Source organism: Microbacterium sp. zg-B96, assembly GCF_030246865.1.
GTDB lineage: Bacteria > Actinomycetota > Actinomycetes > Actinomycetales > Microbacteriaceae > Microbacterium.
Map to the genome: position 1 here is coordinate 2836142 of NZ_CP126738.1, position 22744 is coordinate 2858885.

General features: G+C 71.4%; 20 protein-coding genes. 3 read left to right on the forward strand and 17 right to left on the reverse strand.

Annotated features, from left to right (window positions below; genetic code table 11):
• Window positions 1-28: 28 nt before the first annotated feature.
• From yjfF to QNO11_RS13500, 7 genes are all read right to left on the reverse strand, one after another.
• Window positions 29-1057 carry a galactofuranose ABC transporter, permease protein YjfF gene (gene yjfF / locus QNO11_RS13470; RefSeq protein ID WP_257507781.1) on the reverse strand — a complete coding sequence of 343 codons (1029 nt, stop codon included), beginning with the start codon at window positions 1055-1057 and terminating at the stop codon, window positions 29-31.
• Window positions 1054-2100, reverse strand: a complete 1047-nt coding sequence (locus QNO11_RS13475) for an ABC transporter permease (RefSeq protein ID WP_257507780.1) — start codon at window positions 2098-2100, stop codon at window positions 1054-1056. Before QNO11_RS13475 ends, yjfF begins: the two co-directional genes overlap by 4 nt.
• On the reverse strand, window positions 2097-3686 hold the full coding sequence (locus QNO11_RS13480; RefSeq protein WP_257507779.1) for a sugar ABC transporter ATP-binding protein: 1590 nt from the start codon (window positions 3684-3686) through the stop codon (window positions 2097-2099). Before QNO11_RS13480 ends, QNO11_RS13475 begins: the two co-directional genes overlap by 4 nt.
• An 89-nt stretch (window positions 3687-3775) precedes the next feature.
• On the reverse strand, window positions 3776-4771 hold the full coding sequence (locus QNO11_RS13485) for an ABC transporter substrate-binding protein (protein WP_257507778.1): 996 nt from the start codon (window positions 4769-4771) through the stop codon (window positions 3776-3778).
• Window positions 4772-4938: 167 nt separating this feature from the next.
• The gene (locus QNO11_RS13490; protein WP_257507777.1) at window positions 4939-7812 is read right to left on the reverse strand and encodes an FtsX-like permease family protein; all 2874 of its coding nucleotides are present in this window, start codon (window positions 7810-7812) and stop codon (window positions 4939-4941) included.
• Entirely contained in the window at window positions 7809-8528 is a 720-nt protein-coding gene (locus tag QNO11_RS13495; protein WP_257507776.1) for an ABC transporter ATP-binding protein, read from the reverse strand. Before QNO11_RS13495 ends, QNO11_RS13490 begins: the two co-directional genes overlap by 4 nt.
• Window positions 8525-9154 carry a PadR family transcriptional regulator gene (locus QNO11_RS13500; RefSeq protein WP_257507775.1) on the reverse strand — a complete coding sequence of 210 codons (630 nt, stop codon included), beginning with the start codon at window positions 9152-9154 and terminating at the stop codon, window positions 8525-8527. The genes QNO11_RS13495 and QNO11_RS13500 overlap by 4 nt, the downstream gene beginning before the upstream one ends.
• A gap of 109 nt (window positions 9155-9263) precedes the next feature.
• Between QNO11_RS13500 and QNO11_RS13505 the strand changes: the two genes are divergently transcribed.
• Window positions 9264-9857: a DnaJ family domain-containing protein gene (locus QNO11_RS13505; RefSeq protein WP_257507774.1), complete on the forward strand. Its 594-nt coding sequence runs from the start codon at window positions 9264-9266 to the stop codon at window positions 9855-9857.
• A gap of 204 nt (window positions 9858-10061) precedes the next feature.
• Window positions 10062-10595: a ribonuclease H family protein gene (locus QNO11_RS13510; RefSeq protein WP_257507773.1), complete on the forward strand. Its 534-nt coding sequence runs from the start codon at window positions 10062-10064 to the stop codon at window positions 10593-10595.
• Between the two features lie 25 nt (window positions 10596-10620).
• Here QNO11_RS13510 and QNO11_RS13515 read toward each other — a convergent pair whose 3' ends face one another.
• The 3 genes from QNO11_RS13515 to QNO11_RS13525 all read right to left on the reverse strand — a co-directional run bounded on the left by QNO11_RS13515 (window position 10621) and on the right by QNO11_RS13525 (window position 12869).
• The gene (locus tag QNO11_RS13515; protein ID WP_502883239.1) at window positions 10621-10926 is read right to left on the reverse strand and encodes an NAD(P)H-dependent oxidoreductase; all 306 of its coding nucleotides are present in this window, start codon (window positions 10924-10926) and stop codon (window positions 10621-10623) included.
• A 93-nt stretch (window positions 10927-11019) separates the two neighbouring features.
• Window positions 11020-12024 (reverse strand): ketopantoate reductase family protein, encoded by a 1005-nt coding sequence (locus QNO11_RS13520; RefSeq protein ID WP_257507772.1) that lies wholly within the window; start codon window positions 12022-12024, stop codon window positions 11020-11022.
• On the reverse strand, window positions 12021-12869 hold the full coding sequence (locus QNO11_RS13525; RefSeq protein ID WP_257507771.1) for a sulfurtransferase: 849 nt from the start codon (window positions 12867-12869) through the stop codon (window positions 12021-12023). The genes QNO11_RS13520 and QNO11_RS13525 overlap by 4 nt, the downstream gene beginning before the upstream one ends.
• A 192-nt stretch (window positions 12870-13061) precedes the next feature.
• On the opposite strand from QNO11_RS13525, the gene QNO11_RS13530 reads away from it, so the two are divergent.
• The gene (locus QNO11_RS13530) at window positions 13062-15263 is read left to right on the forward strand and encodes an LLM class flavin-dependent oxidoreductase (protein ID WP_257507770.1); all 2202 of its coding nucleotides are present in this window, start codon (window positions 13062-13064) and stop codon (window positions 15261-15263) included.
• A gap of 16 nt (window positions 15264-15279) precedes the next feature.
• Here QNO11_RS13530 and QNO11_RS13535 read toward each other — a convergent pair whose 3' ends face one another.
• Genes QNO11_RS13535 through QNO11_RS13565 form a run of 7 tightly spaced genes read right to left on the reverse strand, consistent with a single transcriptional unit; the run spans window position 15280 to window position 22683 of the window.
• A complete protein-coding gene (locus QNO11_RS13535; protein WP_257507769.1) occupies window positions 15280-15873 on the reverse strand; it encodes an alkylhydroperoxidase domain protein in 594 nt (197 codons plus the stop codon).
• Window positions 15870-16475, reverse strand: coding sequence for a CMD domain protein (locus tag QNO11_RS13540; RefSeq protein ID WP_257507768.1), 606 nt, complete (start codon window positions 16473-16475; stop codon window positions 15870-15872). The genes QNO11_RS13535 and QNO11_RS13540 overlap by 4 nt, the downstream gene beginning before the upstream one ends.
• Entirely contained in the window at window positions 16472-17500 is a 1029-nt protein-coding gene (locus tag QNO11_RS13545; RefSeq protein ID WP_257507767.1) for a putative FMN-dependent luciferase-like monooxygenase, read from the reverse strand. Before QNO11_RS13545 ends, QNO11_RS13540 begins: the two co-directional genes overlap by 4 nt.
• Complete coding sequence (locus QNO11_RS13550) at window positions 17497-19167, reverse strand: dipeptide ABC transporter ATP-binding protein (RefSeq protein ID WP_257507766.1); 1671 nt, start codon at window positions 19165-19167, stop codon at window positions 17497-17499. Before QNO11_RS13550 ends, QNO11_RS13545 begins: the two co-directional genes overlap by 4 nt.
• Complete coding sequence (locus QNO11_RS13555; protein WP_257507765.1) at window positions 19167-20081, reverse strand: ABC transporter permease; 915 nt, start codon at window positions 20079-20081, stop codon at window positions 19167-19169. The genes QNO11_RS13550 and QNO11_RS13555 overlap by 1 nt, the downstream gene beginning before the upstream one ends.
• Window positions 20078-21025, reverse strand: a complete 948-nt coding sequence (locus QNO11_RS13560; RefSeq protein WP_257507764.1) for an ABC transporter permease — start codon at window positions 21023-21025, stop codon at window positions 20078-20080. The genes QNO11_RS13555 and QNO11_RS13560 overlap by 4 nt, the downstream gene beginning before the upstream one ends.
• Window positions 21025-22683 carry a TIGR04028 family ABC transporter substrate-binding protein gene (locus QNO11_RS13565; protein ID WP_257507763.1) on the reverse strand — a complete coding sequence of 553 codons (1659 nt, stop codon included), beginning with the start codon at window positions 22681-22683 and terminating at the stop codon, window positions 21025-21027. The genes QNO11_RS13560 and QNO11_RS13565 overlap by 1 nt, the downstream gene beginning before the upstream one ends.
• Between the last annotated feature and the right edge of the window lie 61 nt (window positions 22684-22744).

Sequence of the window (22744 nt, forward strand, 5' to 3'; positions counted from 1 at the left end):
GGGGCGCGGGGCCTTTCCGCGCCGGCGGTCATCGGCGTCGCGCTGTCAACACGCGCTGCAGCACGATGAACACCAGCAGCAGCGCCCCGATGAAGATCCTGGTCCACCACGACGACAGGGTGCCCTCGAACGAGATGATCGTCTGGATGATGCCGAGCACGAGCACGCCCAACACCGACCCGAGCACGAAGCCGTAGCCTCCCGCCAGCAGCGTGCCGCCGATCACGACGGCCGCGATCGCGTCGAGTTCGGTGCCGATCGCCGTCAGCGGGTACCCGGAGAGCGTGTACAGGGTGAACAGCACGCCTGCGATCCCCGAGCACAGCCCGCTGATCACGTAGACCAGCACCTTGGTACGCGCCACCGGCAGGCCCATGAGCAGACCACTCTGCTCGCTGCCACCGAGGGCATACACGGTGCGCCCGAACCGGGTGCGGTGCAGCACCCACACCGCGACGACCACGACGACGACCGCGATGATGACGCTCGGGGTGATCGACAGCCCGCCACCCAGCGGGATGCGGCCCACCCCCAGGGCGATGAACGTCGGGTCGCTGATCGAGATGGAGTTCTGGCTGATGATGTAACACAGGCCCCGCGCGAGGAACATCGCCGCGAGCGTCGCGATGAACGGCTGCACCTTGAAGTAGTGCACCATGATCCCGACCAGCAGGCCGAGCAGACTCGTGGCCAGCAGGATCAGCGGGATGACGGCATACGCCGGCCATCCCGACTGCAGCAGGCTCGCCGCGATCATCGTCGACATCGCCACGACGGCGCCCACCGACAGGTCGATGCCGCCGGTGAGGATGACGAACGTCATCCCGACGGCCAGCACGATGAGGTAGGCGTTGTCCACGAGCAGGTTCAGCAGCACCTGCCCGGAGAAGAAGCCCGGGTACCGGATGCCGCCGCCGATGAAGACCGCCACGAACAGGATGAGGGTGACCAGCACGGGTCCGTACTTCGGACTGGTGAAGGTGCCGCGGATGCCGCCGGTCGCCCGTTGCAGCGGGCTGCGCACGGGGGCGGGCGTCGGGGCCAGGGAGATGGTCATGCCGCTGCCACCCCCTTGCCCGATCGCAGGGCCAGTCGTCGCCGGAATCCCCGGAACGCCTCGTTGGTCGTCGGCGACTGCAGCAGGCACACGATCGTGACGACCGCGGCCTTGAACACCATCGTGGCGATCGGCGGGATGCCGACGGTGTACACCGTGGTCACGAGCGTCTGGATCACCAGCGCCCCGATGAGCGTGCCGGTCAGCGAGTAGCGGCCGCCGGCCAGCGACGTGCCCCCGATGACGACCGCGAGGATCGCGTCCAGTTCGATGAACAGGCCGGCGTTGTTGGCATCCGCCGCCATCGTGTTGGCGGTGAGGATGAGACCGGCCACGGCGGCGCACAGGGCGCAGAACGTGTAGACGGCGAACAGCAGCACCCGCGCCCGGACACCGGCCTGACGGCTGGCTTCGGGGTTGATGCCGACGGACTCGATGAGCATCCCCAGCGCGCTGCGCCGGGTGAGTGCGGCGGCGATGAGGAAGACGGCCGCGCCGATGTAGACGGCCACCGGGATGCCGAACCAGAACCCGGCGCCGAGCACCTTGAACGGCGGGCTGTTCACGGTGAGGATCTGCCCCTCCGTGATGAGCATCGCGATGCCGCGGCCGGCGGTCATGAGGATGAGTGTCGCGATGATCGGCTGGATGCCAAGCACCGAGACGAGGAACCCGTTCCAGAGGCCACACACCAGGCCCACCGCGATGGCGGTCAGCACCGCGACGGCGACGACGCCCGGATCGGCGGGGTTCGACGCCCCGAGCAGGATGCTGCAGGCCACGGCGCCGGAGATGGCGCACACCGCACCGACGGACAGGTCGATCCCCCGGGTGGCGATCACGAGCGTCATGCCGACGGCGATGATGAGCGTCGGTGCGCCGTTGCGGAGGATGTCGATGAGCGACCCGTAGAGGTTGCCGTCGCGCATCGTGATCGTGAAGAACCCGGGGAAGGCGACCACGTTGATGAGGAAGAGGACCACGAGCATCACGAGTGGCCAGAACAGCCGGTTCGAGACGAAGCGGGCAAGGGCGGCGGTCATGCGCGTTCTCCCTGGTCGGTGAGCGGCAACTCGGATTCGGAGGGCTCACCCTCGGCGATGAGGGCGAGCAGGCTGTCGACGGTGAGGTCGTCGTTGGGGAGATCTGCGACCTTCTCGCGGTCGCGCATCACGATGATGCGGTGGCTCAGGCGCAGCACCTCTTCCAGCTCGGCGCTGATGTAGACGACGCTCATGCCGTTCTCGGCGAGGCTCACGACGAGCTTTTGGATCTCGGCCTTCGCGCCGATGTCGATGCCGCGGGTGGGCTCGTCCAGGATCAGCAGGCGCGGGGCGACGGCCAGCCACCTGGCCAGCAGCACCTTCTGCTGGTTGCCGCCGGAGAGGTTGCGCACGATGGCATCCGCGTCCGGGGTGCGGATGTTCAAGGCCTGGATGTAGCTGTCGGCCAGTTCCTGCTGGCGTTTCTTCGGGATCGGTCGGAACCAGCCGCGGTCGGCCTGCAGCGCGAGGATGATGTTGTCGCGCACCGTCAGTTCGTCCACGATCCCTTCGCTGCGGCGGTTCTCGCTGGAGTACGCGATGCGCGCGGACAGCGCCTGACGCGGCGTGCGCAGCCGCCGCGCGTCGCCGCGCACCGTGAGCTCCCCGGTGTCGGCACGGTCGACGCCGCCGAGGAGCCGCGCGATCTCGGTGCGCCCGGAGCCGAGCAGGCCGGCGAAGCCGACGACCTCGCCCTCGTGGATCTCCAGGTCCAGCGGTGCGACGGCGCCCTTGCGGCCGAGACCCCGCGCGCGCAGGAACACCGTCGCGTCGCCCGGTCCGGCATCCTCCCTCACCCGCTGCTCCAGGTCTTCCAGGGTCGCGATCTCCTTGCCGATCATCTTCTGCACGAGATCGATGCGCAGCAGGTCGGGCGTCAAGTACTCGCCGACGAGACGTCCGTTGCGCAGCACCGTGAGCCGGTCGGCGATCTCGTAGACCTGGTCGAGGAAGTGCGAGACGAACAGGATCGCCACACCGCTTTCCTTCAGGGAGCGGATGATGCGGAACAGCTCCGCGACCTCGTCGGCGTCCAGGCTCGAGGTGGGTTCGTCGAGCACGAGCACCCGGGCGTCGACGTTGATGGCACGGGCGATGGCGATGAGCTGCTGGATGGCCAGCGAATGCGAGCCGAGCAGCGACCCGGCATCGATGGCCAGGCCCAGGCCCTCGAGCACCTCGGCGGCCTGCGCTTTCATGCGCCGGACGTCGATCGACCCGAATCGGCGCGGTTCGCGGCCGAGCATGATGTTCTCCGCGACCGACAGGTTCGGCAGCAGATTGACCTCCTGGTACACCGTGGAGATGCCGGCATCCTGCGCCTGCGCGGTGGTGCGGAACAGCACCTCGTCGCCGGCGAGCCGGATCGAGCCGGAGTCGATCTGGTAGACGCCGGTCAGCGCCTTGATGAGGGTCGATTTGCCGGCGCCGTTCTCGCCCATGAGCGAATGGACTTCGCCCGGGAACATGCGGAAGGAGACACCGTCCAGCGCGCGGACTCCCGGGAAGGAGATCGTGATGTCGGTCATCTCCACGATCGGGTCGGGGTGGCCGGCCGGTGGAGCGGGGCGGGTGGGCTCGGTCATGTGCGTGTTCTCCGTCGAACGTGCCGGCGTCGGTCAGGGCGTGGGGCGAGGGGCGGGTGCCCGGCGGCATCCGCCCCTCGTCCTTCCGATCAGTACTGGCGGTCGGGCAGCGCCTCGATCGCCTGCTCCTGGGTGAAGGTCGTCTCCTCCGTGATGATGCGCTTCTCGACCTCGCCGCCCTCGTTGAGGGTGGTGATGATGTCGACGAGCTGCTGGCCCAGCAGCGGCGAGCATTCCACGATGAAGTTGATCTTGCCGTCGGCGAGCGCCTGCATGCCGTCCTTGACGGCATCCACCGTGACGATCTTGATGTCCTCGCCGGGCACCATGCCCGCCGCCTCGATCGCCTCGATCGCGCCCAGACCCATGTCGTCGTTGTGCGCATAGACGAGGTCGATGTCGGGGTTGGACTTGAGCATCGCCTCCATCACCTGCTTGCCGCCGGCGCGGGTGAAGTCGCCGGTCTGGCTGGCGATGACGGTGAGGTTCGGGTTCTCCGAGATCACCTCGGCGAACCCTTCGGCACGGTCCAGCGCCGGTGCGGCACCGGTCGTGCCCTCCAGCTGCACGATGTTGACCGGCTCGGTGGTGTCGGCGTACTCCTCCAGCACCCACTGCCCCGCCTTCTCACCCTCGACGATGAAGTCGGATCCGAGGAACGACACGTACAGCGACTCGTCCTGCGAGTCGACGGCGCGGTCGGTGAGCACGACGGGGATGCCGGCGGCCTTGGCCTCGTTGAGCACCGCGTCCCAGCCGGTCTCGACGACGGGCGAGAAGGCGATGTAGTCGACGCCCTGCTGGATGTAGGAGCGGATCGCCTTGATCTGGTTCTCCTGCTTCTGCTGCGCGTCGGAGAACTTCAGCTCGATGCCGGCCTCCTCGAACGCGGACTGGATGTCTTTCGTGTTGGCCGTGCGCCACCCGGATTCGGCACCGACCTGGGCGAAGCCGACGACGAGATCCTCGACGGCCTTGGGGCCTTCGGTTTCGCCGCCTCCGGCTCCGCCGCCGCCGCTGGCACAGCCCGCGAGACCGAGCAGCAGCCCCGCTGCCGCCGCGATCGAGATGAGCTTCTTCTTCATTGAACAAACCTCCCTGTTCCCCCCTCGGCGCGGCTGTGCGCCTTGGTGCATGGGCGACCCGGCTGGGATCGTGGCCATGATGTTAGCGCTCACTGTTAGCGCTCACAAGAGGTTTGGTGAGGAGTTCTGGGCGGCCGGGATCTGCCCCGGCCACCCGATCGCGGCGGCTATGCGATCGCGGTGCGGCGGGTGAGATCCGGATGCCGCGGCGGCACGAGCCACGACACGATCGCGATCGCCAGCGGCAGACCGACGGCCAGCAGCGTGAGCCAGCCCCACGGCAGGTCGGTGAGCTGCGGAGGGTTGTAGTTGTTCTGGCTGGCGAGCACGACGCCCCACACCGGCAGGATGCCGGCGATCGCACCCGTCACGGTGCCCAGCCCGGTGATCACCAGCGCCTGCCACAGCGCGATGCCGCGGCGCAGACGCCTGCTGCCACCCACGGCGGCGAGGGTCGCGTCGTCAGGACGGCGCTCGACCCGCGCGAGGCCGAGAGCGACCGCACTCGCGGCGACCACGAGCGTGCTCGTGGCGCCGAGGATGAGCCACAGCCAGCTGGCGGGTGCGGGCGGGCCGCTCTCCAAGTGGGGCCACAGATAGACGTCGCCGTCTGTCCGCGACGCGGCCTCGGTGCCGGCGCGCAGCCGGTCCATCGCGGTCACGGACAGCGGCTCGTCGTACGCGGCAACGAGGGTGAAACCGCCGTACCCGACGCCGAGGCGCTCGGCCGTCTGCGGCGCGATGACCACGCCCCACGGCAACGCCACGGGCGCACGCAGATCGACGACCTCGAGCGAGCGGCCCTCGCGCGACTCCCCTATGGTGGCATCCCAGGCACCGTCGATCTGCTTCACGGTCACCGTGCCCACCTCGACACGGCCGTCGTCGGTGAGGAACCGGGGGTCGGTGACGATGGCCGCGCCGGCGCGGAAGGCCGCGCGGGCGGAGCTTGGCACGGCAAGCCCGAGCGCTGCCTCGAGGTCGGCGTCGTCGACCACGGCCAGGGCGTGGTGGTGTTGAAGGGCCGCAGCACCGGCCGGGAGGCAGTCCATGTTTCCCGGCGCAGCATCCGCGCAGTCGACGTAGTCCTGCAGCGCCGGGGCGACCACCGTGGCTTCGGGATTCTGCAACCGGCCGGACTCGTCGTACACGCCGGGCCAGCCCTGGGTGCGCACGAGCGCGACCGCTGCCGGGTCGGTGCGGGCGAGTAACGATCGCGCTCGCTCCTCGCCGACGGTGAGCAGCGCATCCCGGTCGTCCCCGTCCCCGTTCCCGAGCGACGCGACGAGGGCGACGCCGCCGACTGGTGCCTGGTAGAACCAGCCACGCTCCGCGGCACCGAAGCCCACCGCGACCCCACCGAGCGCAGCCGACGACAGGAACGCAACGGCGGCGATGGCGGCGAAGGCCGGAACGATGCGGCCCGGATTGGCCGCGGCGTCGCGGGCCGCAATGCGCGGGGCCAGGCCCAGCCGCGACAACACGAGGGCAAGCAATGTCAGCAGCCAGTGACCGGCGAGGATGACGCCCACCTGCAGCAGCAGCGGGCCGGCGATGATGCCGATGATGCCGACGACCCACAGCGGGTGCGGCGTGCCGTCGGCGACGACGGGATCGACCGTGGCGAGCACCGTCCCCGACACCGCAGTGACACCGACGCCCGCCGCGAGCAGGAGCGACCCCCACAGCGGACGATCCGTGCGCACGCGCACCGGGCGCCGCGCGCCGCGCAGCGCAGCGATGACCTCGCCGCGGGTGGCGGCGCGCGCCGGCATCAGCGCGGCGAGCGTGCCGACGATCGCGGCGAACACGACGACACCGACGAGCGCCGGCCACGGGACGTGCAGCCCCCAGAACGCGGCAGCCGAACCGTCGTCGAGCAGGTGCAGGAACAGGATGCCCAGCCCGATGCCGAGTCCGGAGCCGATGACGCCGCCGACCAGACCCAGCACAGTGCCCTGCAGCAGCACGATACGGAACACGTCTCCGCGACCGGCGCCGACGCTCGCGGCGACAGCGAGCGCGCGCTGCTGTCGCCGGGCGCTGACGGAGAACGCGGCACCCGCCAGCAGCACCACGAGGTAGCCGCTGAACGCTGCGGCAGCAGCCACGATCGCCACGATCGACCAGACCGAGGCTGCGGACGAGCCCGGCGCCGCACCGGCCCCCGGGTTGGCGTACAGCTGCCGGTCGAGCACGACGAGGCCTTCGCTGTTGAGCTCTGCCACGTCGTCGGCGGTGGGACTCCACTCCGGGAGGAACCAGCGCGTGGACGTCACGTCCACCTGCAGGGCCCGGAGTGACGCGGTCGCGGGGAGGAAGACGACCTCCGCGGCATCCGCGTCTTGGGCTTGCGTCATGACGCCGCTGATCGTGAAGGATGCCGCAGGCTCGGTGAGCACCAGGTCGTCGCCGACCCGAGCGCCGAGGCGCTCGAGTGCGCCGGGCGAGACCATCGCCTCGTCGGCGGCGCGGGGGGCCTGGCCCTCGCGGATCTCGAAACGTCCCTCGAGGACGGGGTCCCACGCGTCGCCGATGACGGCGGCGAGCGAGCCGGTGCCGCCCGCGGTCTCTGCGGTGACGGCGCCGAAGCCGATCTCGATCGGGTCGAGCCCGGCCGGCAACAGCGGCGCGGCGCTCTCGGGCATCGGCTGCTCCGGCTTCACCGGGATGCCGGTCATGTCCTCACGGTCGAGTTCCCACCATGTGGGCTCGTCGAGGTACTGGCGCAGTGACGGATCGGGGCCGTTCACGATCGCGACCCAGCTATCGGCCTGGCCTAGCTCCGCCGTGAGTGTCTCCTCGGTCGTGGGCACGTGGCTCATGCCGAACACGATGCCGCCGGAAACGAGCGTCATGGGCAGGGCGATGAGGGCCACCACGAGCAGGCTCGAGGCCCACCCGCGGCGCACCTGCCGCGAGGCGAGGCGCAGGTCGGCGCGCAGGCGTGGCCATGGCGAGCGGCGCTCGGTGGGCGATCGCTCGGCGGGTTCGGCGGAGGGCGGCCCCGCGAGGTCGGGTGCCGGGGCGGTGACGGTCATCGGGCGTCGCTCAGCAGCGAGTCGGCGCCGGCGCGGCGGGATTCGTCGACGACCCGGCCATCGCGCAGGAACACGATGCGATCGGCCCACGCCGCGTGGCGCGGCTCGTGAGTCACGAGGATGCCGGCGGCACCGGCATCCACTCGCGAGCGCAGCATCTTCATCACGGCCTCTCCCGTCACCGAGTCGAGGGCACCGGTGGGTTCGTCCGCGAGGATCAACCGGCGGCCGCCGACGACGGCACGGGCGATCGCGACGCGCTGCTGCTGTCCGCCGGAGAGGTCGTCGGGGTAGGCGTCGAGCTTGTCCTCGAGACCGACTGCGGCGAGCGCGTCCTTGCCGGCCCGGCGCGCCACCCGGGCCCGGAAGCCGTCGAGCTCCAGCGGCAGCGTGACGTTCTCCATGGCCGTGAGGGTGGGGATGAGGTTGAAGTCCTGGAAGACGAAGCCCAGCGACTGGCGCCGCAATCGGGCGAGGTCGCGTGGGGATGCCGTGGAGAGGTAGGTGCCCTCGACGATGACCTCGCCGGTGGTCGGCTGCTGCAGGCCGCCGGCGATCGACAGCAGCGTCGACTTGCCCGAACCGGAGGCGCCCATCACGGCAACCAGCTCGCCGCGGGCCACGTCGAGATCGACGCCGGCCAGCGCGCTAACCGCGGTCTCCCCCACGCCGTACTGCTGCGTGACGCCGACCAGGCGCAGCACGGGTTCGGTCATCGGACGACCTCGTGCTTCGTGTCTGCCTCGGTCTCGGCCTGTGCTTTGGCGGGGCGTCCCCGCTTGGGCTTGTCGGTGGACAGCTCCAGCGCCATCGCGTGACGCGGATGCATCGCCAGTCGCTGCTCGGTGTGATCGAGCCAGCGCACCTCGGCCTCGGCGGTGAAGATCATCGAGTCCACCACGAGCGACCAGGCCAGCTCCTCCGGCCCGTTCGGGTCGGCGCCGGCATACTTCGCGCGCTGCAGCTCCTGCAGCTGCATGAGCGATGCCCGGCGCTGGGTCTGGATCACGTCGGCGACATCGACGCCGGGGAGCGTTGCGGCGACGGCGAGCTTGATGGCGAGCTCGTCACGAGTGCCCTGGCCGCGCTCCACCGGCATCCCGAGCCAGGTGCGCACCTCGGCGCGGCCGGCATCCGTGATCTGCCAGTACACGTGCCCCTGCTCGTCGATGTCGCCCTTTTCCACCAGCCCATCGCGCTCGAGGCGGTCGAGGGTGTTGTAGATCTGACCCACGTTCAGCGGCCAGACCGACCCGGTGCGCCGGTCGAACTCCGCGCGCAGCTGGTAGCCGTAGCACGGCCCCTGATCGAGGATCGCCAGCAGGCTCTGTCGTACCGACATCGTGTCTCCCATCAATACATACCGCGTATGTGATTTCTGAGTATATACATACGCAGTATTGGGATGTCTAGCCGGGATCGCGTTACCGTGGAGGAGCGGGAGGTGGCAGATGACGGACGATCCCCGGGTGCAGGCGGCGCGCTATCGCGTGGACAAGCTGCAGCGTGAGTTGGACGGCGAACCGGAGCCGGAGCCGGATGCCGCACCCGAGGCGGACCGCGTGCGCTCCAGTCCCGGCAGCTCGACCGCGACCGACCGTGCCGCATACGTCGAGACCGCCATCCAGCAGGCCATTCGTCGTGGCGAGTTCGACGATCTGCCGGGCGCAGGCAAGCCGCTCGAGGGGCTCGGCGAGCAACACGACCCGAATTGGTGGATCCGCCGAAAGATCCAGACCGAGAAGCTCACCGGGCTCGGGCCGCCGTCGCTGATGCTGCGTACCGAGCACGCGGAGTTCGCCGAGCGGGCCGACGCACTCCACCGCGAACAGGATGTGCGCGAGTACGTCGAGGACTTCAACCGCCGCGTGATCGAAGCCCGCCGGCAGTTGCAGGGCGGGCCACCGGTCGTGACGCCGCTGCGCGACGTGGACGAAGAGGTGGCCGCGTGGCACGAGCGCCGCGTGCGGCGGCACGCCGCGGCATCCGTCGCCGACGCCGACGCTGCGGCGCGCTCCCGACGCCGCTGGTGGCGGCGCGGCTGACGCACCCTCCGCACTGGGTCGTCACGAACGTACCTGCCTCGCCCCCACACGGGGCATTTTTCGACGACCGAGCGCACCGGCATCCACTTCGGTCGTCACGAAGGGCCCTCGCGCGCCCCGGGACGGAACGTTCGTGACGACCGAACCGCGGCGGCGGGGATCCGCCGGTCGGGGGTCATCACTGGGGAAGGTAGCCTTGCGGCCGTGACTTCCCCGGAATCCCCCTACATCGTGGCCACCGACGGCGCCTGCAAAGGCAACCCCGGGCCGACCGGCTGGGCATGGGTCGCCGCCGACGGAAACTGGGCGGCAGGGGCCATCCCGCAGGGTACGAACAACATCGGCGAGCTGATGGGGCTGCTCAAGGCCATCACCGACCACCCCGACGAGCCGAACCTGCACATCCAGGCCGACTCGAAGTACGCCATCGACACCTACGAGTCGTGGATGGACGGCCACCGCCGCCGCGGCTGGAAGACCTCCACCGGCGCCGCCACCAAGAACCGCGAGCTGCTCGAGCAGCTCATCGTCGCCCGCGACGCGCGCCGGGCTGCGGGCCTGCCCGACGTGGTGCTCGAACACGTCCGGGGCCACCGCGGCCACGTGCTCAACGAGTGGGCGGACGAGCGAGCCGTGCGCGCGGCCGAGCACGCCGCGAAGGGCGTGGCCAGCGCTTGGTCCTCGCTCGGCGGGCACGACAAGCTTGACGTCACCGACGCTCCCAAGAAGAAGCGCTGACCGGGCAGGTGCCACCCGCCGCACCTCACCAGGTCGAGACGTACGGCGACACTTCCTGCGCGGCGGCCTTGCGGATGAGCGGCAGTTCGCCGTCAACGGCCTGATCGATGCGGGCGTGCACCGCCGGCGAGCGCAGCGCGTAGCCGTCGAAGTCCGCCGCGCTGGCGTAGACGCCCACCGGCAGTGTCAGCGCCTGGAAGAACCCGACCAGCGGGCGTAGCTGATGCTCGAGCATGAGCGCGTGCCGGTCGCCGCCGCCGGTGGCCGCCACCAGCACCGGAGTGCCGACCAGGGCGTACTGCTCGACGAAGTCGAACAGGTGCTTGAACAGTCCCGTGAACGAACGCCCGGTACACGGTGGTCTTGGTCGGCGCGTGCAGCGATCCGGAGACGCCCACGACGCGCAGCGGCCCCGCGCCGGACGTCATCGGCGCGACCGCTCGGCTGCCCCACCGACGAGTTCGAACCCGAATTCCACCGGCAGCGGCAGCTCCCCCGGGCCGCCCCGGCGCTGCGCCAACACACCCAGCGCCCGGGCGACCGCGGCGTTCAACGGCGCCGCGACTCCGGCCGACCGGGCCGCGAGCGCCACTTCGCCGCTGAGGTAGTCGACCTCGCTCGAGGCACCGCGCGCGAAACTCTGCCACGTCGACCCGCGGCCGGGCTCGTGGCCGGGAACGTCGCCCACCTGCAGCCGTGCGCCGTCCCGCGGCGGCGGCGCGACCGCCAGCCCTGCCGCGGAGAATACGGCGCGCGCCTCGTCGGCCAGCGCCGCCTCGGCATCCTCGGCCTCTTCCCGCGTCGCGTCGAACACGTCGATCACGGTGCGCAGGTTCGCGATGAGCTTGCGGCGCTTGGCCGCAGCGACGTCGGGCTCGACGGATGCCGCGAATCCTGCGGCCGCCAGGGCGAGGCGGTGCCGTTCCTCCTCGGCCGGCAGCGACCGCGGATACCCGCCCAGCCACGCCGCGCCCACGATGGGGTGCGCGGCCGACACGATCACGCCCGGTTCCAGGTGACTGGCGGGGACGCCGACGGACACCCCGATGACGGTGTCGAACCGGCGCAGCGCGATGCGCTCGGCGGCGAGGCCGTTCTGCACCGTGAGGATCGGCAGGTCCGCGACCACCCCGCGGCCGTCGGACAGCGGCACCCAGGCGATCGCGGCGACGGTGCGCTCGGCATCCTGCGCCTTCACCGCCAGCACGATCGTGTCGGCCCCGGTCGGGCGCGCGTCGGTGATCGAGCCGGTCACCTCCAGCGGCACGACCTCTTCACCGTGCGGCCGGCGCACGCGCAGCCCGTCGCGGACGATCGCGGTGTGTGCCGGCTCCCGCGCGACGAGCACGACGGGAACCTGGGCGAGCGTCCACTGCGCGGCCAGCAGCCCCCCGACTGCCCCCGCACCCACGACGATGTAGCGACTCACGGACGCCCGCCCGGCTCGGACCCGAGCGCCACGGGGCGGTCGGGATGGTTGGACCACTGACTCCAGGAGCCCGGGTACAGCTGCGGCGCGAATCCGGCGAGCGTCAGCGCGAGCGCGGTGTGCGCGGCGGTGATGCCGGAGCCGCAGTACACCCCCACCGGCCGGTCGTCGCTGACGCCGAACTGTTCGAAGCGCTCCCGCAGTGCCTCGGGCTCGAGGAAGCGTCCGTCGGCGTCGACGTTGCCGGTCGTGGGCGCGTTGACCGCACCCGGCACGTGACCTGCCCGCGGGTCGAGCGGTTCCGAGTCCCCGCGGTAGCGCTCCGCGGCACGCACGTCCAGCAGTACCCCGCTGTCGGGCAGCCGAGCGGCGTCATCGATGGAAAGACGGGGCAGGAACCCCCTGCCGAGGGTCACGGCGCCGGGCTCCGGCACGACGGTGCCCTCTTCCAGCGGGCGGCCGGAGGCGACCCAGCCGGCGAGAGCGCCATCGAGGATGCGCACGTCGGGGAGGCCCGCGTCGGCGAGCACCCACCACGCCCGCGACGCGGCGAAGGAAGTGAAGTCGTCGTAGATGACCACGGTGTCACCGTCGTTGATGCCCCAGCGCCGCGCAGCCTGGCCGAGCTGCGTCGCCGACGGCAGCGGGTGGCGCCCGTCGGTCGGTTCGCCGTGGGCGGCCAGCTCGCGGCCGAGGTCGACGTACACGGCGCCGGGGATGTGACCCGCGAGATACTCCGGGCGCCCATCGGGGCGGTCCAGCCGCCAGCGCACGTCGAGGATGCGCACCGGGGCGGAACCTGCGATCAGGTCGGCGAGGGCGTCGGGGGTGATGAGGAGGGACATGGTTCTCCCGAGGGGTCGGTCGCCGGCGTCACGAGCAGGCAGGGGCGGTGCCTTCAGGCTAGGAACTTCGCGGCGCCGCGTCACCCCCGTGCGCGGTGTGTGACAACGCCTTTCGTCGTATGACGCCCCGTGTCGGAGTGTCGTCGGATGCCGCGCGGGAAGCAAACGCGCCCCCGGCACGTTGCGTCGGGTGTGGACTACGGACATGACCTGCTCTTCGGCACCTTTCTGACCCCGGCGGCGGCCAACCCGCAGCAGGTCGTGCAGCTGGCTCAGCTGAGCGAGCAGCTGGGTTACGACCTGGCGACCTTCCAGGACCACCCCTACCAGCCGCGGTTCCTCGACACCTGGACGCTGATGTCGTACGTCGCCGCGTCCACCACGACGATCCAGATCGCCCCCAACGTCACGAGCCTGCCGATGCGACCGGCGCCGGTGCTCGCGCGCGCCGCGGCATCCCTCGACCTGCTCTCGGGCGGGCGCCTGAACCTCGGCCTCGGTGCGGGGGCGTTCTGGGACGCGATCGAGGCGATGGGGGTCCCCCGGCTCACCGCCGGTGAATCGGTCGAAGCGCTGGAGGAGGCGATCGACCTCATCCGGGAGCTGTGGGCCGCCGGCGAGCGCGGAGCAGTGCACGGCGGCGAGCACTATCCGGTGCACGGCGCGAAGCGGGGGCCCGCCCCCGCGCACGACGTGCCCATCTGGCTCGGCGCCTACAAGCCGCGGATGCTGCGCCTGACGGGACGTAAGGCCGACGGCTGGCTCCCTTCGCTGGGGTATATGAAGCCGGGCGACATCGCCGCCGGCAACGCCCGCATCGACGACGCGGCATCCGGCGTCGGCCGCCACCCGGGCGAAGTGCGCCGGCTGCTCAACATCTCCGGCGGCGAGAGCGCCGACCAGCTCGTCGAGCTCGCCCTGCAGGACGGCATGTCGGCGTTCATCGTGAGCAGCGACGACCCCGCCCTGCTGCAGCGTTTCGCCGCCGAGACGATCCCCGCCGTGCGCGAGGCCGTCGCCGCCGAACGCGCGCGCGTCGGCGTGGCCGCGCCCGGGCGCAGCGCCGCGGCCATCTCCCGCCGGCGCGAGGGCATCGCCTACGACGACGTGCCCGAGTCGCTCCGCGAGAACGCCGTCGAGCCCGGCGACTTCGGCTACCGTACGGTGCGCTCCACGTACCTGCGCGGCGGGTCCCCGGGCATCGTGCTGCGACCGCGGAATGTCGCGGAAGTGGCGGATGCCGTCGCGTTCGCCCGCCGGCATCGGCACCTCCCCTTCGGCATCCGCAGCGGCGGGCACGGCGTCAGCGGCCGCAGCACCAACGACGGCGGCATCGTCGTGGACCTCGGGGCGCTGTCGCAGATCGAGGTGCTCGACCCCGAGACCCGCCGGGTGCGGATCGGCCCGGGTGTGCGGTGGATGCAGGTCGCCCGCGCGCTCGAACCGCACGGGTGGGCCATCTCCAGCGGCGACTACGGCGGCGTCGGCGTCGGCGGACTCGCCACGGCCGGCGGCATCGGCTTCCTCGCCCGCGAGCACGGGCTGACGATCGACCGGATGGTCGCCGCAGACGTGCTGCTGGCCGACGGCACGGTGGTCCGCACCAGCGCTACCGAGAACCCCGACCTGTTCTGGGCGGTGCGCGGCGCGGGGGCCAACGTCGGCATCGTGGTGGCGTTCGAATTCGAGGCGTCGCCCGTCGGCGACCTCGGCTGGGTGCAGCTCGCCTTCGATGCGAGCGACCTGGCGGGCTTCGTCCGCGGCTTCGGCGCCACGATGCAGGCGGCGCCTCGCGACGTGACGCTGTTCGCGATCCTCACACCGGGACGTGACGGCCAACCGCCGATCGCGCAGGTGTACGGCGTGGTCGACAACCCCGACCCCGACACGATCATCCAGCGGCTGCAGCCGTTCGCGCAGCTGGGGCCCCTGGTGGGGCAGTCGGTGCAGCTGTCGACGTACGCCACGGTGATGGCCAACGCCGCAGATGCCGTGCACGACGGGCAGGGCGAACCCCGCTTCCGCTCCGGATTGCTGCGCGACCTCGACGCCGCCGCCGACGCGATCGCTGCGCTGGTGGCCTCCGGTGCGAGCCCGTGGTTCCAGATCCGCTCGGTGGGCGGGGCGGTGGCCGACGTGCCGGCGGATGCCACGGCGTACGCGCACCGCGATGCCGCGTTCTCGGTCACCGCGATCGGACGCGGCACGACGTTCGATCACCTGTGGGATGCCGTGGCCGCCCACTTCGACGGGCTGTACCTCAGCTTCGAGTCGCGCACCGACCCGGCCCTCATCGAGCAGGCGTTCCCGCCCACCACCCTCGCGCGGTTGCGCGAGGTGAAGCGCCGCTATGACCCCGAGGTGCTGTTCCGCGACAACTTCAGCGTCGCCTGACCCCGCGCCGCGCGGGTCAGGCCGGCGCGACCGGGTCGCCGAGCGACAGCATGAGCCGGTTGGCCCAGTTGAAGAACGCCGCCCCGTGGACGACGTCGGCGATCGCGAGGTCGTCCAGCCCCGCCGCGCGCAGCCGCCGCACGTGATCGGGTGAGAACTGCGACGGGGTGCGGGTGAGCGCGACGGCCGCCGCGACGATGGCGTTCCACCGCTCGTCCAGGTCCGCAGTGACGCCGGTGTCCAGCAGCCGCTGCACGTCGTCATGACGCTTGGAGTGGTGCGCGGCGAACCGGGAGTGCACCGACGCGCAGAACACGCACCCGTTCAGCCGCGACGCGGCGGTCGCGGCGAGCTCGCGCTCGGCCCGCGGCAGGCCGCCGTCGGTGTTGTAGAAGATGTCCTTGTCCACGCGGGTGCGCGCGCCCAGGATCTCCGGGTCGCGCACCAGCAGCCGGAAGTAGTCGCTCGACGCCCGGCCGCGGTCCACGAGCCCGTCGTAGTCCCGCTCGTCGAGGTCGTCGACCGCCTTCGGCTCCAGGTGCGGCGTCCAGCCGACCTGGTCCTGCGTGAAACGCTCCGGCACGGTCGTGGTCGGTGTCGTGGTGCTCATGCTGCGGCCTCCTCGGCGATGGTCTGCAGGCCAGCGACGACCCGCTGCTGGAGCGACAGGAACGCCACCAGCTGAGACAGCGTCACGATGCCGTCCACGGACCACCCCGCCTCGGTCAGGGCAGCGAGTGCGGCGGCATCCGCCTCGCGGGGGCGCAGCACCAGCAGGTGCGCGTGTTCGAGCGCAGTGGCAAGGCGCTCGCCGAGCTCGGCGCGGACGGCGTCGTCCGCCCGATAGCGCAGCCCCTCGGTGTTCTCGTGCTGTAGGCCCGGCTCGGCGTAGCGGCCGAAGGGTCCGGATGCTGCGGCGGCGGATGCCTCGGCGGCCACGATCCCGGCACGGTCGGGGTCGATCGCCGCGGCCCGGTCGCGGTAGAACGCGGCGGTGTCGTCGTCGCCGGTGACACGCGTGACGAACGCCGCCACCAGGGCCCGCTCGGCGAGGGTCACCTCGTCGGCGCTGCGCGGCGCGAACAGGGCGTCGAAGCTCGTCTGGGTCTCGGTGCGCGTGACCGGCCGGCGCCGGCGCAGCGCGTCGAGGGTGGACCCGGGTTCGATGCCGACGATCGCGTCGACGACGTCCGGTGGGGGGGCGGTGCTCATGCGTGGCTCCATTCGAGGGCGGGGGTGGATGCCGCGGCCTGCCAGCCCAGGGCCGGCGCGACGACGGTGGCGAACAGTTCGATCGAGCGCAGCACCAGTTCGTGCGGCGCGTCGACGGAGTGCACCTGGAAGGCGATCTCGTCGGCGCGGGCGAGCACGGGATCGGCGGCGAGCGAGGCGGCAACCTCGTCGGGTGTGCCGATGTGGGTGTCGGTGGCGCGGATGAGCTCGTCCAGGTCGCCATCGGGGATCACCTGGCCCGTGCGGCGCAGCCCCTCGGCGGCCCGGCGCAGGCCCGCCTCGGCGTACCGGCGGGCCTCGTCGCGGTCGTCGGCGACGAACACGGTGCGCGAGGCGGTGACGCGCGGCGTCGCGCCGGCGGGAAGCGCCTGAAGGTACGCGTCGATGATCGGGTCCTGGATCTCGGCGAGGGTCGCGTCGGGCGCATCGGCCGGGCGCGGCTGGGTGCGCGAGAGCAGCAGCCCGTCGCCGCTCACGCCCGCCCGGGTGCCGCCGCCGGCCGAGAACGTGGCCTGCCAGACGCGCTGGGCCAGCGACCCGGCGGCCGGATACAGGGTCGCGCCGCCACCGATGTCGCCACCGGACAGCGCCGCCTGCAGCACCGCCAGCTTGCGCTCGTACTGCAGCGTCTTCTCGTGCGGCTCGATGCCGAACGGCACGAAGGTCGCGGGAGATCCGCCGCTGCCCAGCCCCAGGTCGATGCGCCCACCGGAGAGCAGGTCGACCACGACGGCATCCTCGGCGACGCGCACCGGGTCCTCGAGGGTGAGGGTCACCACGCCGGTGCCGAGCCGGATGGACTCGGTGTGCGCGGCGACATGCGCGAGGAACACGAAGGGTGACGGCAGCCCGCCCTCGGCGGCGCGGAAGTGGTGCTGCGCGACCCAGGCGCGGCCGATCCCGAACCGCTCGGCGTGCTGGATCTGCTGCGTGGCGAGACGGAACCGCTCCGCCGGCGCGGCGTCGTCCAGCAGGCGGGTGAACAGTGCCAGGCGCTTGGTCATGCCGGTACTCCTTCGGTGGGCACGGCTGCCGTTTGCGGCGCGGATCGCCGCGCGCCGCCGGGGATGGCGGCGAGCAGTCGTGCGGTGTCGTCGTGTTGCGGGTCGGTGAAGATCCGCTCGGTGGTGCCCGATTCCACGACCCGTCCCTGCCGCAGCACCGAGACGGTGTCGCTGATGCGGCGGACGACGGCCAGGTCGTGCGAGATGAACAGGTAGGTCACGCCCAGGTCCCGCTGCAGGTCTTCCAGCAGCCGCAGGATCTGCGCCTGCACCGTGACATCCAGCGCCGACACGGCCTCGTCGAGCACGACGACGCGGGGGTTCAGCACGAGTGCGCGGGCGATCGCCACGCGCTGCCGCTGGCCGCCGGAGAGTTCGCGGGGATGCCGCTGCAGCACGGTGGATGCCAGCGCCACCCGGTCGACGATGTCGGCGACCCTCGTGCGGCGCTCGTCGGCCGTACCCAGCCGGTAGTTCACGAGCGGTTCGGCGATGATCGCCGCGACCTGCTGCCGCGGGTCGAGCGAGGCGAACGGGTTCTGGTAGACCATCTGCACGTCGCGCCGGAACGCCGCGGCGCTGGCCCGGTCCCGCCGCGCCACGTCGTGCCCGCCGGCGACGACGGAGCCGGCGGTGGGCCGCTGGAACCCCATCACGATGCGGGCGATGGTGGTCTTGCCGGACCCGGACTCGCCGACGATCGCGTGGGTCGTGCCCGGCGCGACCTGGAACGACACGTCGTCGACGGCGCGGAGGGGTGCGCGCTTGCGGCCGCGCGGGAACTCCTGGGTGAGGGCGGACACGACGATGGCGGGCTCCGCGGATGCCGCTGCATCCGTCCCCGCTGCCGGCACCGACTGCGGCGCGCGCACCGCGATGTCGAACGAGGGCGCGTCGGCGATCAGCTGGCGCGTGTAGGCGCTCTGCGGGTCCTCCAGCACCCGCGTGGTGTCCCCCGCCTCCTGCACCCGGCCGTCCTGCAGCACCACGATGCGGTGGGAGCGGTCGGCGGCGACGGCCAGGTCGTGGGTGACCATGAGCACGGCGGTGCCGTGTTCGCGGCGCAGGTCGTCGATGAGGTCGAGGATCGTCTTCTGCACCGTCACGTCCAGCGCGCTGGTCGCCTCGTCCGCGATGAGCAGGGCCGGCTGCAGCGCGATCGCCGCTGCGATGAGCACGCGCTGCTTCATGCCGCCGGACAGCTCATGCGGGTACTGGCGGGCGCGTACGTCGGGCTCGGGGATGCCGACGCGGTCGAGCAGTTCCAGCACCCGGCGCTTGCGTGCGTCATTGTCCTGCCAGCGGTGCACGCGCAGCACCTCTGCGACGGAGTCGCCGATGCGGGCCACCGGGTTGAGGGAGGAATGCGGGTCCTGCGGGATCCACCCGATGCGGGTGCCCCGCACCGAGCGGAACTGCCGGTCGGTCCAGCCGGTGACATCGAGGTCGCCCAGCAGCACCCGGCCGCCGGTGATGCTGCCGTTGGAAGCCAGCAGGCCGGTCGCGGCCTGCGCCGTGGTGGTCTTGCCCGACCCCGACTCGCCCACCAGCGCCAGCACTTCGCCGGGGGCGATCGTGAAGTCAACGCCGCGGACGGCGTGGGCCCGGGCACGGCCCACTTCGTAGGCGACCTCGAGGCCGGCGACGGTCAGTACGTCCTGCGACATCAGCGACGTCCCTTCTCGGCGGCGACGGCGCTCAGCCGGTTGGCGCTGAGCACGACGATGACCACCACAACGCCCGGGAGGGTCGTGAGCCACCACGCGGTGGCGATGTAGTTGCGGCCCTCCGCGATCATCAGCCCCCACTCCGGGATGGGCGGCGGGGCGCCGTAGCCGAGGAACCCGAGCGCCGAGATCGCCAGGATCGCAGCGCCGAAGTTGAGGGCGGCGAGCGCGAGCACCGGGGTGAGCGAATTGGGCAGGATGTGGCGGCGCAGCACCGCCCAGAACCGGCCGCCGCTGGCATAGGCGGCCTCGACGTAGTCCGTGCCCCGCACCCACAGCACCTCGGAGCGGGTGAGGCGGGCGAAGCTCGCGATCGCCCCGATGCCCACGGCGATCGCGGCCTGCACCGTGCCGAAGCCCAGGATGATGATGAGGCTCAGCGCCAGCAGCAGCCCCGGGATGGCCAGCAGCACGTCGACGATCCGCATGATGACGTCGTCGACGATCCCGCCGACGGTGCCCGCGACGACCCCGAGGAACGTGCCTGCCACCAGTCCCACCGTGACGGCGACGAGGGCGCCGGAGAGCGACTGCACCGCGCCGTGGACGACGCGGGCGTACATGTCGCGCCCGGTGGCATCCGTGCCGAACGGATGCAGCGCGCTGGGCGCCTGCAGCGCGGCGGCGGCATCCCCTGCGAACGGGTCCAGCGGCGTGAACAGCCAGGGCACGATCGCCCAGGCGACGACGACGATCAGCACGAGCCACGACCCGATCTCGGTCGGGCGCACGCGCCGCACCCGCGCGCGCCACCCGGCGCGGCGGGGTGCGGCGGCGGTGGGCGGGTCGAGGCGGGCGGCGGCCTGCTCATCGACGATCTCGGTGCCGATCCCCACGAGGGTCTGCGCGCTCATGCGGTGGCTCCTTCCTTCACGCGGCTGGCCAGCCGCGGATCCAGCAGCGGGTACAGCAGGTCGACGATGAGGTTCACGACGACGAACGCGGCCGCCGCGAGCACGACGATCGCCAGCAGCACCGGGGTGTCCTGGTTTGTGACCGACTGCTCGGTGATGCGGCCGATGCCGGGCCGGGCGAAGACGGTCTCGGTGAGCACCGCGCCGCCGATCAGGTCGCCCAGCAGCAGCCCCGCCATCGTGAGCGTGGGCAGGATCGCGTTCTTGGCGACGTTGCGCCGGAGGATCCACGACGGCGACGCGCCGCGCGCCCGCACGACGGTCACGAACGGCTGCGCGGCGACGTCGTCGATGCTGCGCACCAGGATCTGCGCCAGCGGGGCGGACAGCGGCACCGCCAGGGTGATGACGGGGAGGATCAGTCCTTCGATGGGGCCCGGCGCAATGACCGACACCCAGCCCAGCTGGAAGCTCACGACCTGCACGAGCATGATGCCGAACCAGAACGTGGGGATGGAGACCATGAGCGGCGGCAGCGACCGCAGCGCGTCGCGGATCCAGCCGAACCGCGGCACGCTGGACAGGAACGCGATGCCCGCCGCGATCAGCACGGCCACGACCAGGGCGATGCCGCCGAGGATCAGCGTGTGCGGGACCGCCTCGCCCAGCAGTTGCCGCACCGGGGTGCCGGTCTGCAGCGAGTAGCCGAAGTCGCCGGCGACAAAGCCGAGCAGGGTGTGCACGTACTGCGCGTACAGCGGGGTATCCACGCCGAAGCGCTCCCGCACGTCGGCGATCTGCTGCGGAGAGAGCCCCAACTCGGGGTTTTCGTACTTGATCATGAGCGCGTCACCGGGGAGCGCCTGCAGCAGCAGGAACGCCCCGGTGAACGCGACCAGCAAGACGACGACCGCCTGCCCGGCCCTGCGGACGAGGTACCTCATCAGTCGCTGAGCCAGACTTCGTAGAAGCTCGGGCGGGCGACGGATTCGAAGGTGACGCCCTGCACATTCGTGGCGGTGCCGTACACCTGCGGCTCCTCGAACAGCGGGATGACGTAGGCCTGCTCGGCGAGGTACTGCTGCACCGCCTGGCTGTCGGCGATGCGCGCGTCGGCATCCGGCTCGGATGCCACCGCCTGCAGCAGCTCCTCGAGCTTCGGGTCGCCGATGCTCTGGTCGTCGTAGTCCAGGTTCAGCAGCGCGTTGCGGTTCTGCGAGAAGAACTGGCTCTTGATGACATCGAGATCCGCGCGGGCGACCATCGAGTGGTTGATCTGCACCTGGTCCGCATCGCGGATCGCCTCGGCGGCGGTCCCGGCATCCGCCTTGAGGATCTGCAGATCCACGCCGAGCTTCTTCAGCTGCTGGCTGATGAGGGTGAGCGCCTCGAACGAGCGCGGCTGCGGTCCTGCTTCGTTGACCACGAGGGTGAGCTGTTCGCCGTCCTTCTCGCGGATCCCGTCGGACCCGACGGTCCAGCCGGCTTCGTCGAGCAGTTGCTCGGCTTTGTCGGGGTCGTAGGCGAACGCCTCGGCGGTGTCGACGTAGCCGAGCGCGCCCTGACTGAGCACCGACGTGGCCAGCGGGTACTTCTCGGAGTAGATCGTGTCGACCACCTCCTGGCGGTCGACGCCGGCGGTCAGGGCCTGGCGCACCCGGATGTCGGCGAGGATGCCGTCGCGGAACCGCAGGCTCAGCGCGTTGTTTACACCGTTGGTCTGCGGCGCGTAGATCGTGAACCCGGCCCCCTCCACCTGGGCCTCGTCCTGCGCCTCGACGTAGCGGACGTAGTCGGCCTGGCCTGATAGCAGGGCGCCGATGCGCACGCTGTCTTCGGGGGTGACGTTGATCTGCACGGCGTCGAGGTACGCGCGGCCCTGGTGTGCGCGGTCCGGCGGCGCCCAGTCGTAGTCGTCGCGGGCGGTGAGGGTGAGGGTCGCGCCGATCTCCTCCGCGGTGATCGTGAACGGACCCGACCCGATCACCTCGGCGGAGTTGCCGGGGGCGAACTGCTCGAGGGTGAAGTCGAGGGTGGATTCCGACAGCAGGCCGGAGTTGTTCGTCGACGTCGCCTGCAGGAAGCCGGGGGCGGGGGCGCTGAAGTGGAAGGTGACGGTGTCATCGTCGACCACTTCGCTGCGCTCGTAGTTGTTGATGGCCTCCGAGACGGTGAGGCCGCGTTCGGCGTCGCCCAGGCCGTACAGGTCGAAGTTCTTCGCGACCACCTCGGCGTTCAGGTCGCTGCCGTCGGAGAAGGTCACCCCGTCGCGCAGGTTGAAGGTGTACTCGGTGGCATCGGCGTTCACCTCCCAGTCGGTGGCGATCCAGGGCTTGAGCTCGAGCGTCTCGGGGTCTTGCCACACGAGCCGGTCGAACACGTTGTTGACGATGCCGCCGTTGGGATAGAACCCCGCCGACGGCGGGTAGAGCGTCGTGTGCGGCTGGTGCTCGAGGTACACCAGGGTGCCGCCCTCGACGGGGTCGCCCGCGGCGGCGTTCGTACTGGGGCCGCCGGCCGGGGCGGCGCAGGCGGTGAGCGCGAGCAGAGCCAGTGCCGCGGTGGCCGCGGCGGCGGAACGGTGCGGGAAGGAACGGGACATGGCGGTGCTTTCTCTTCGGTGCGCGCGGCCGATCAGGCGGTGGCCTGCGCGAGGTCGGCGA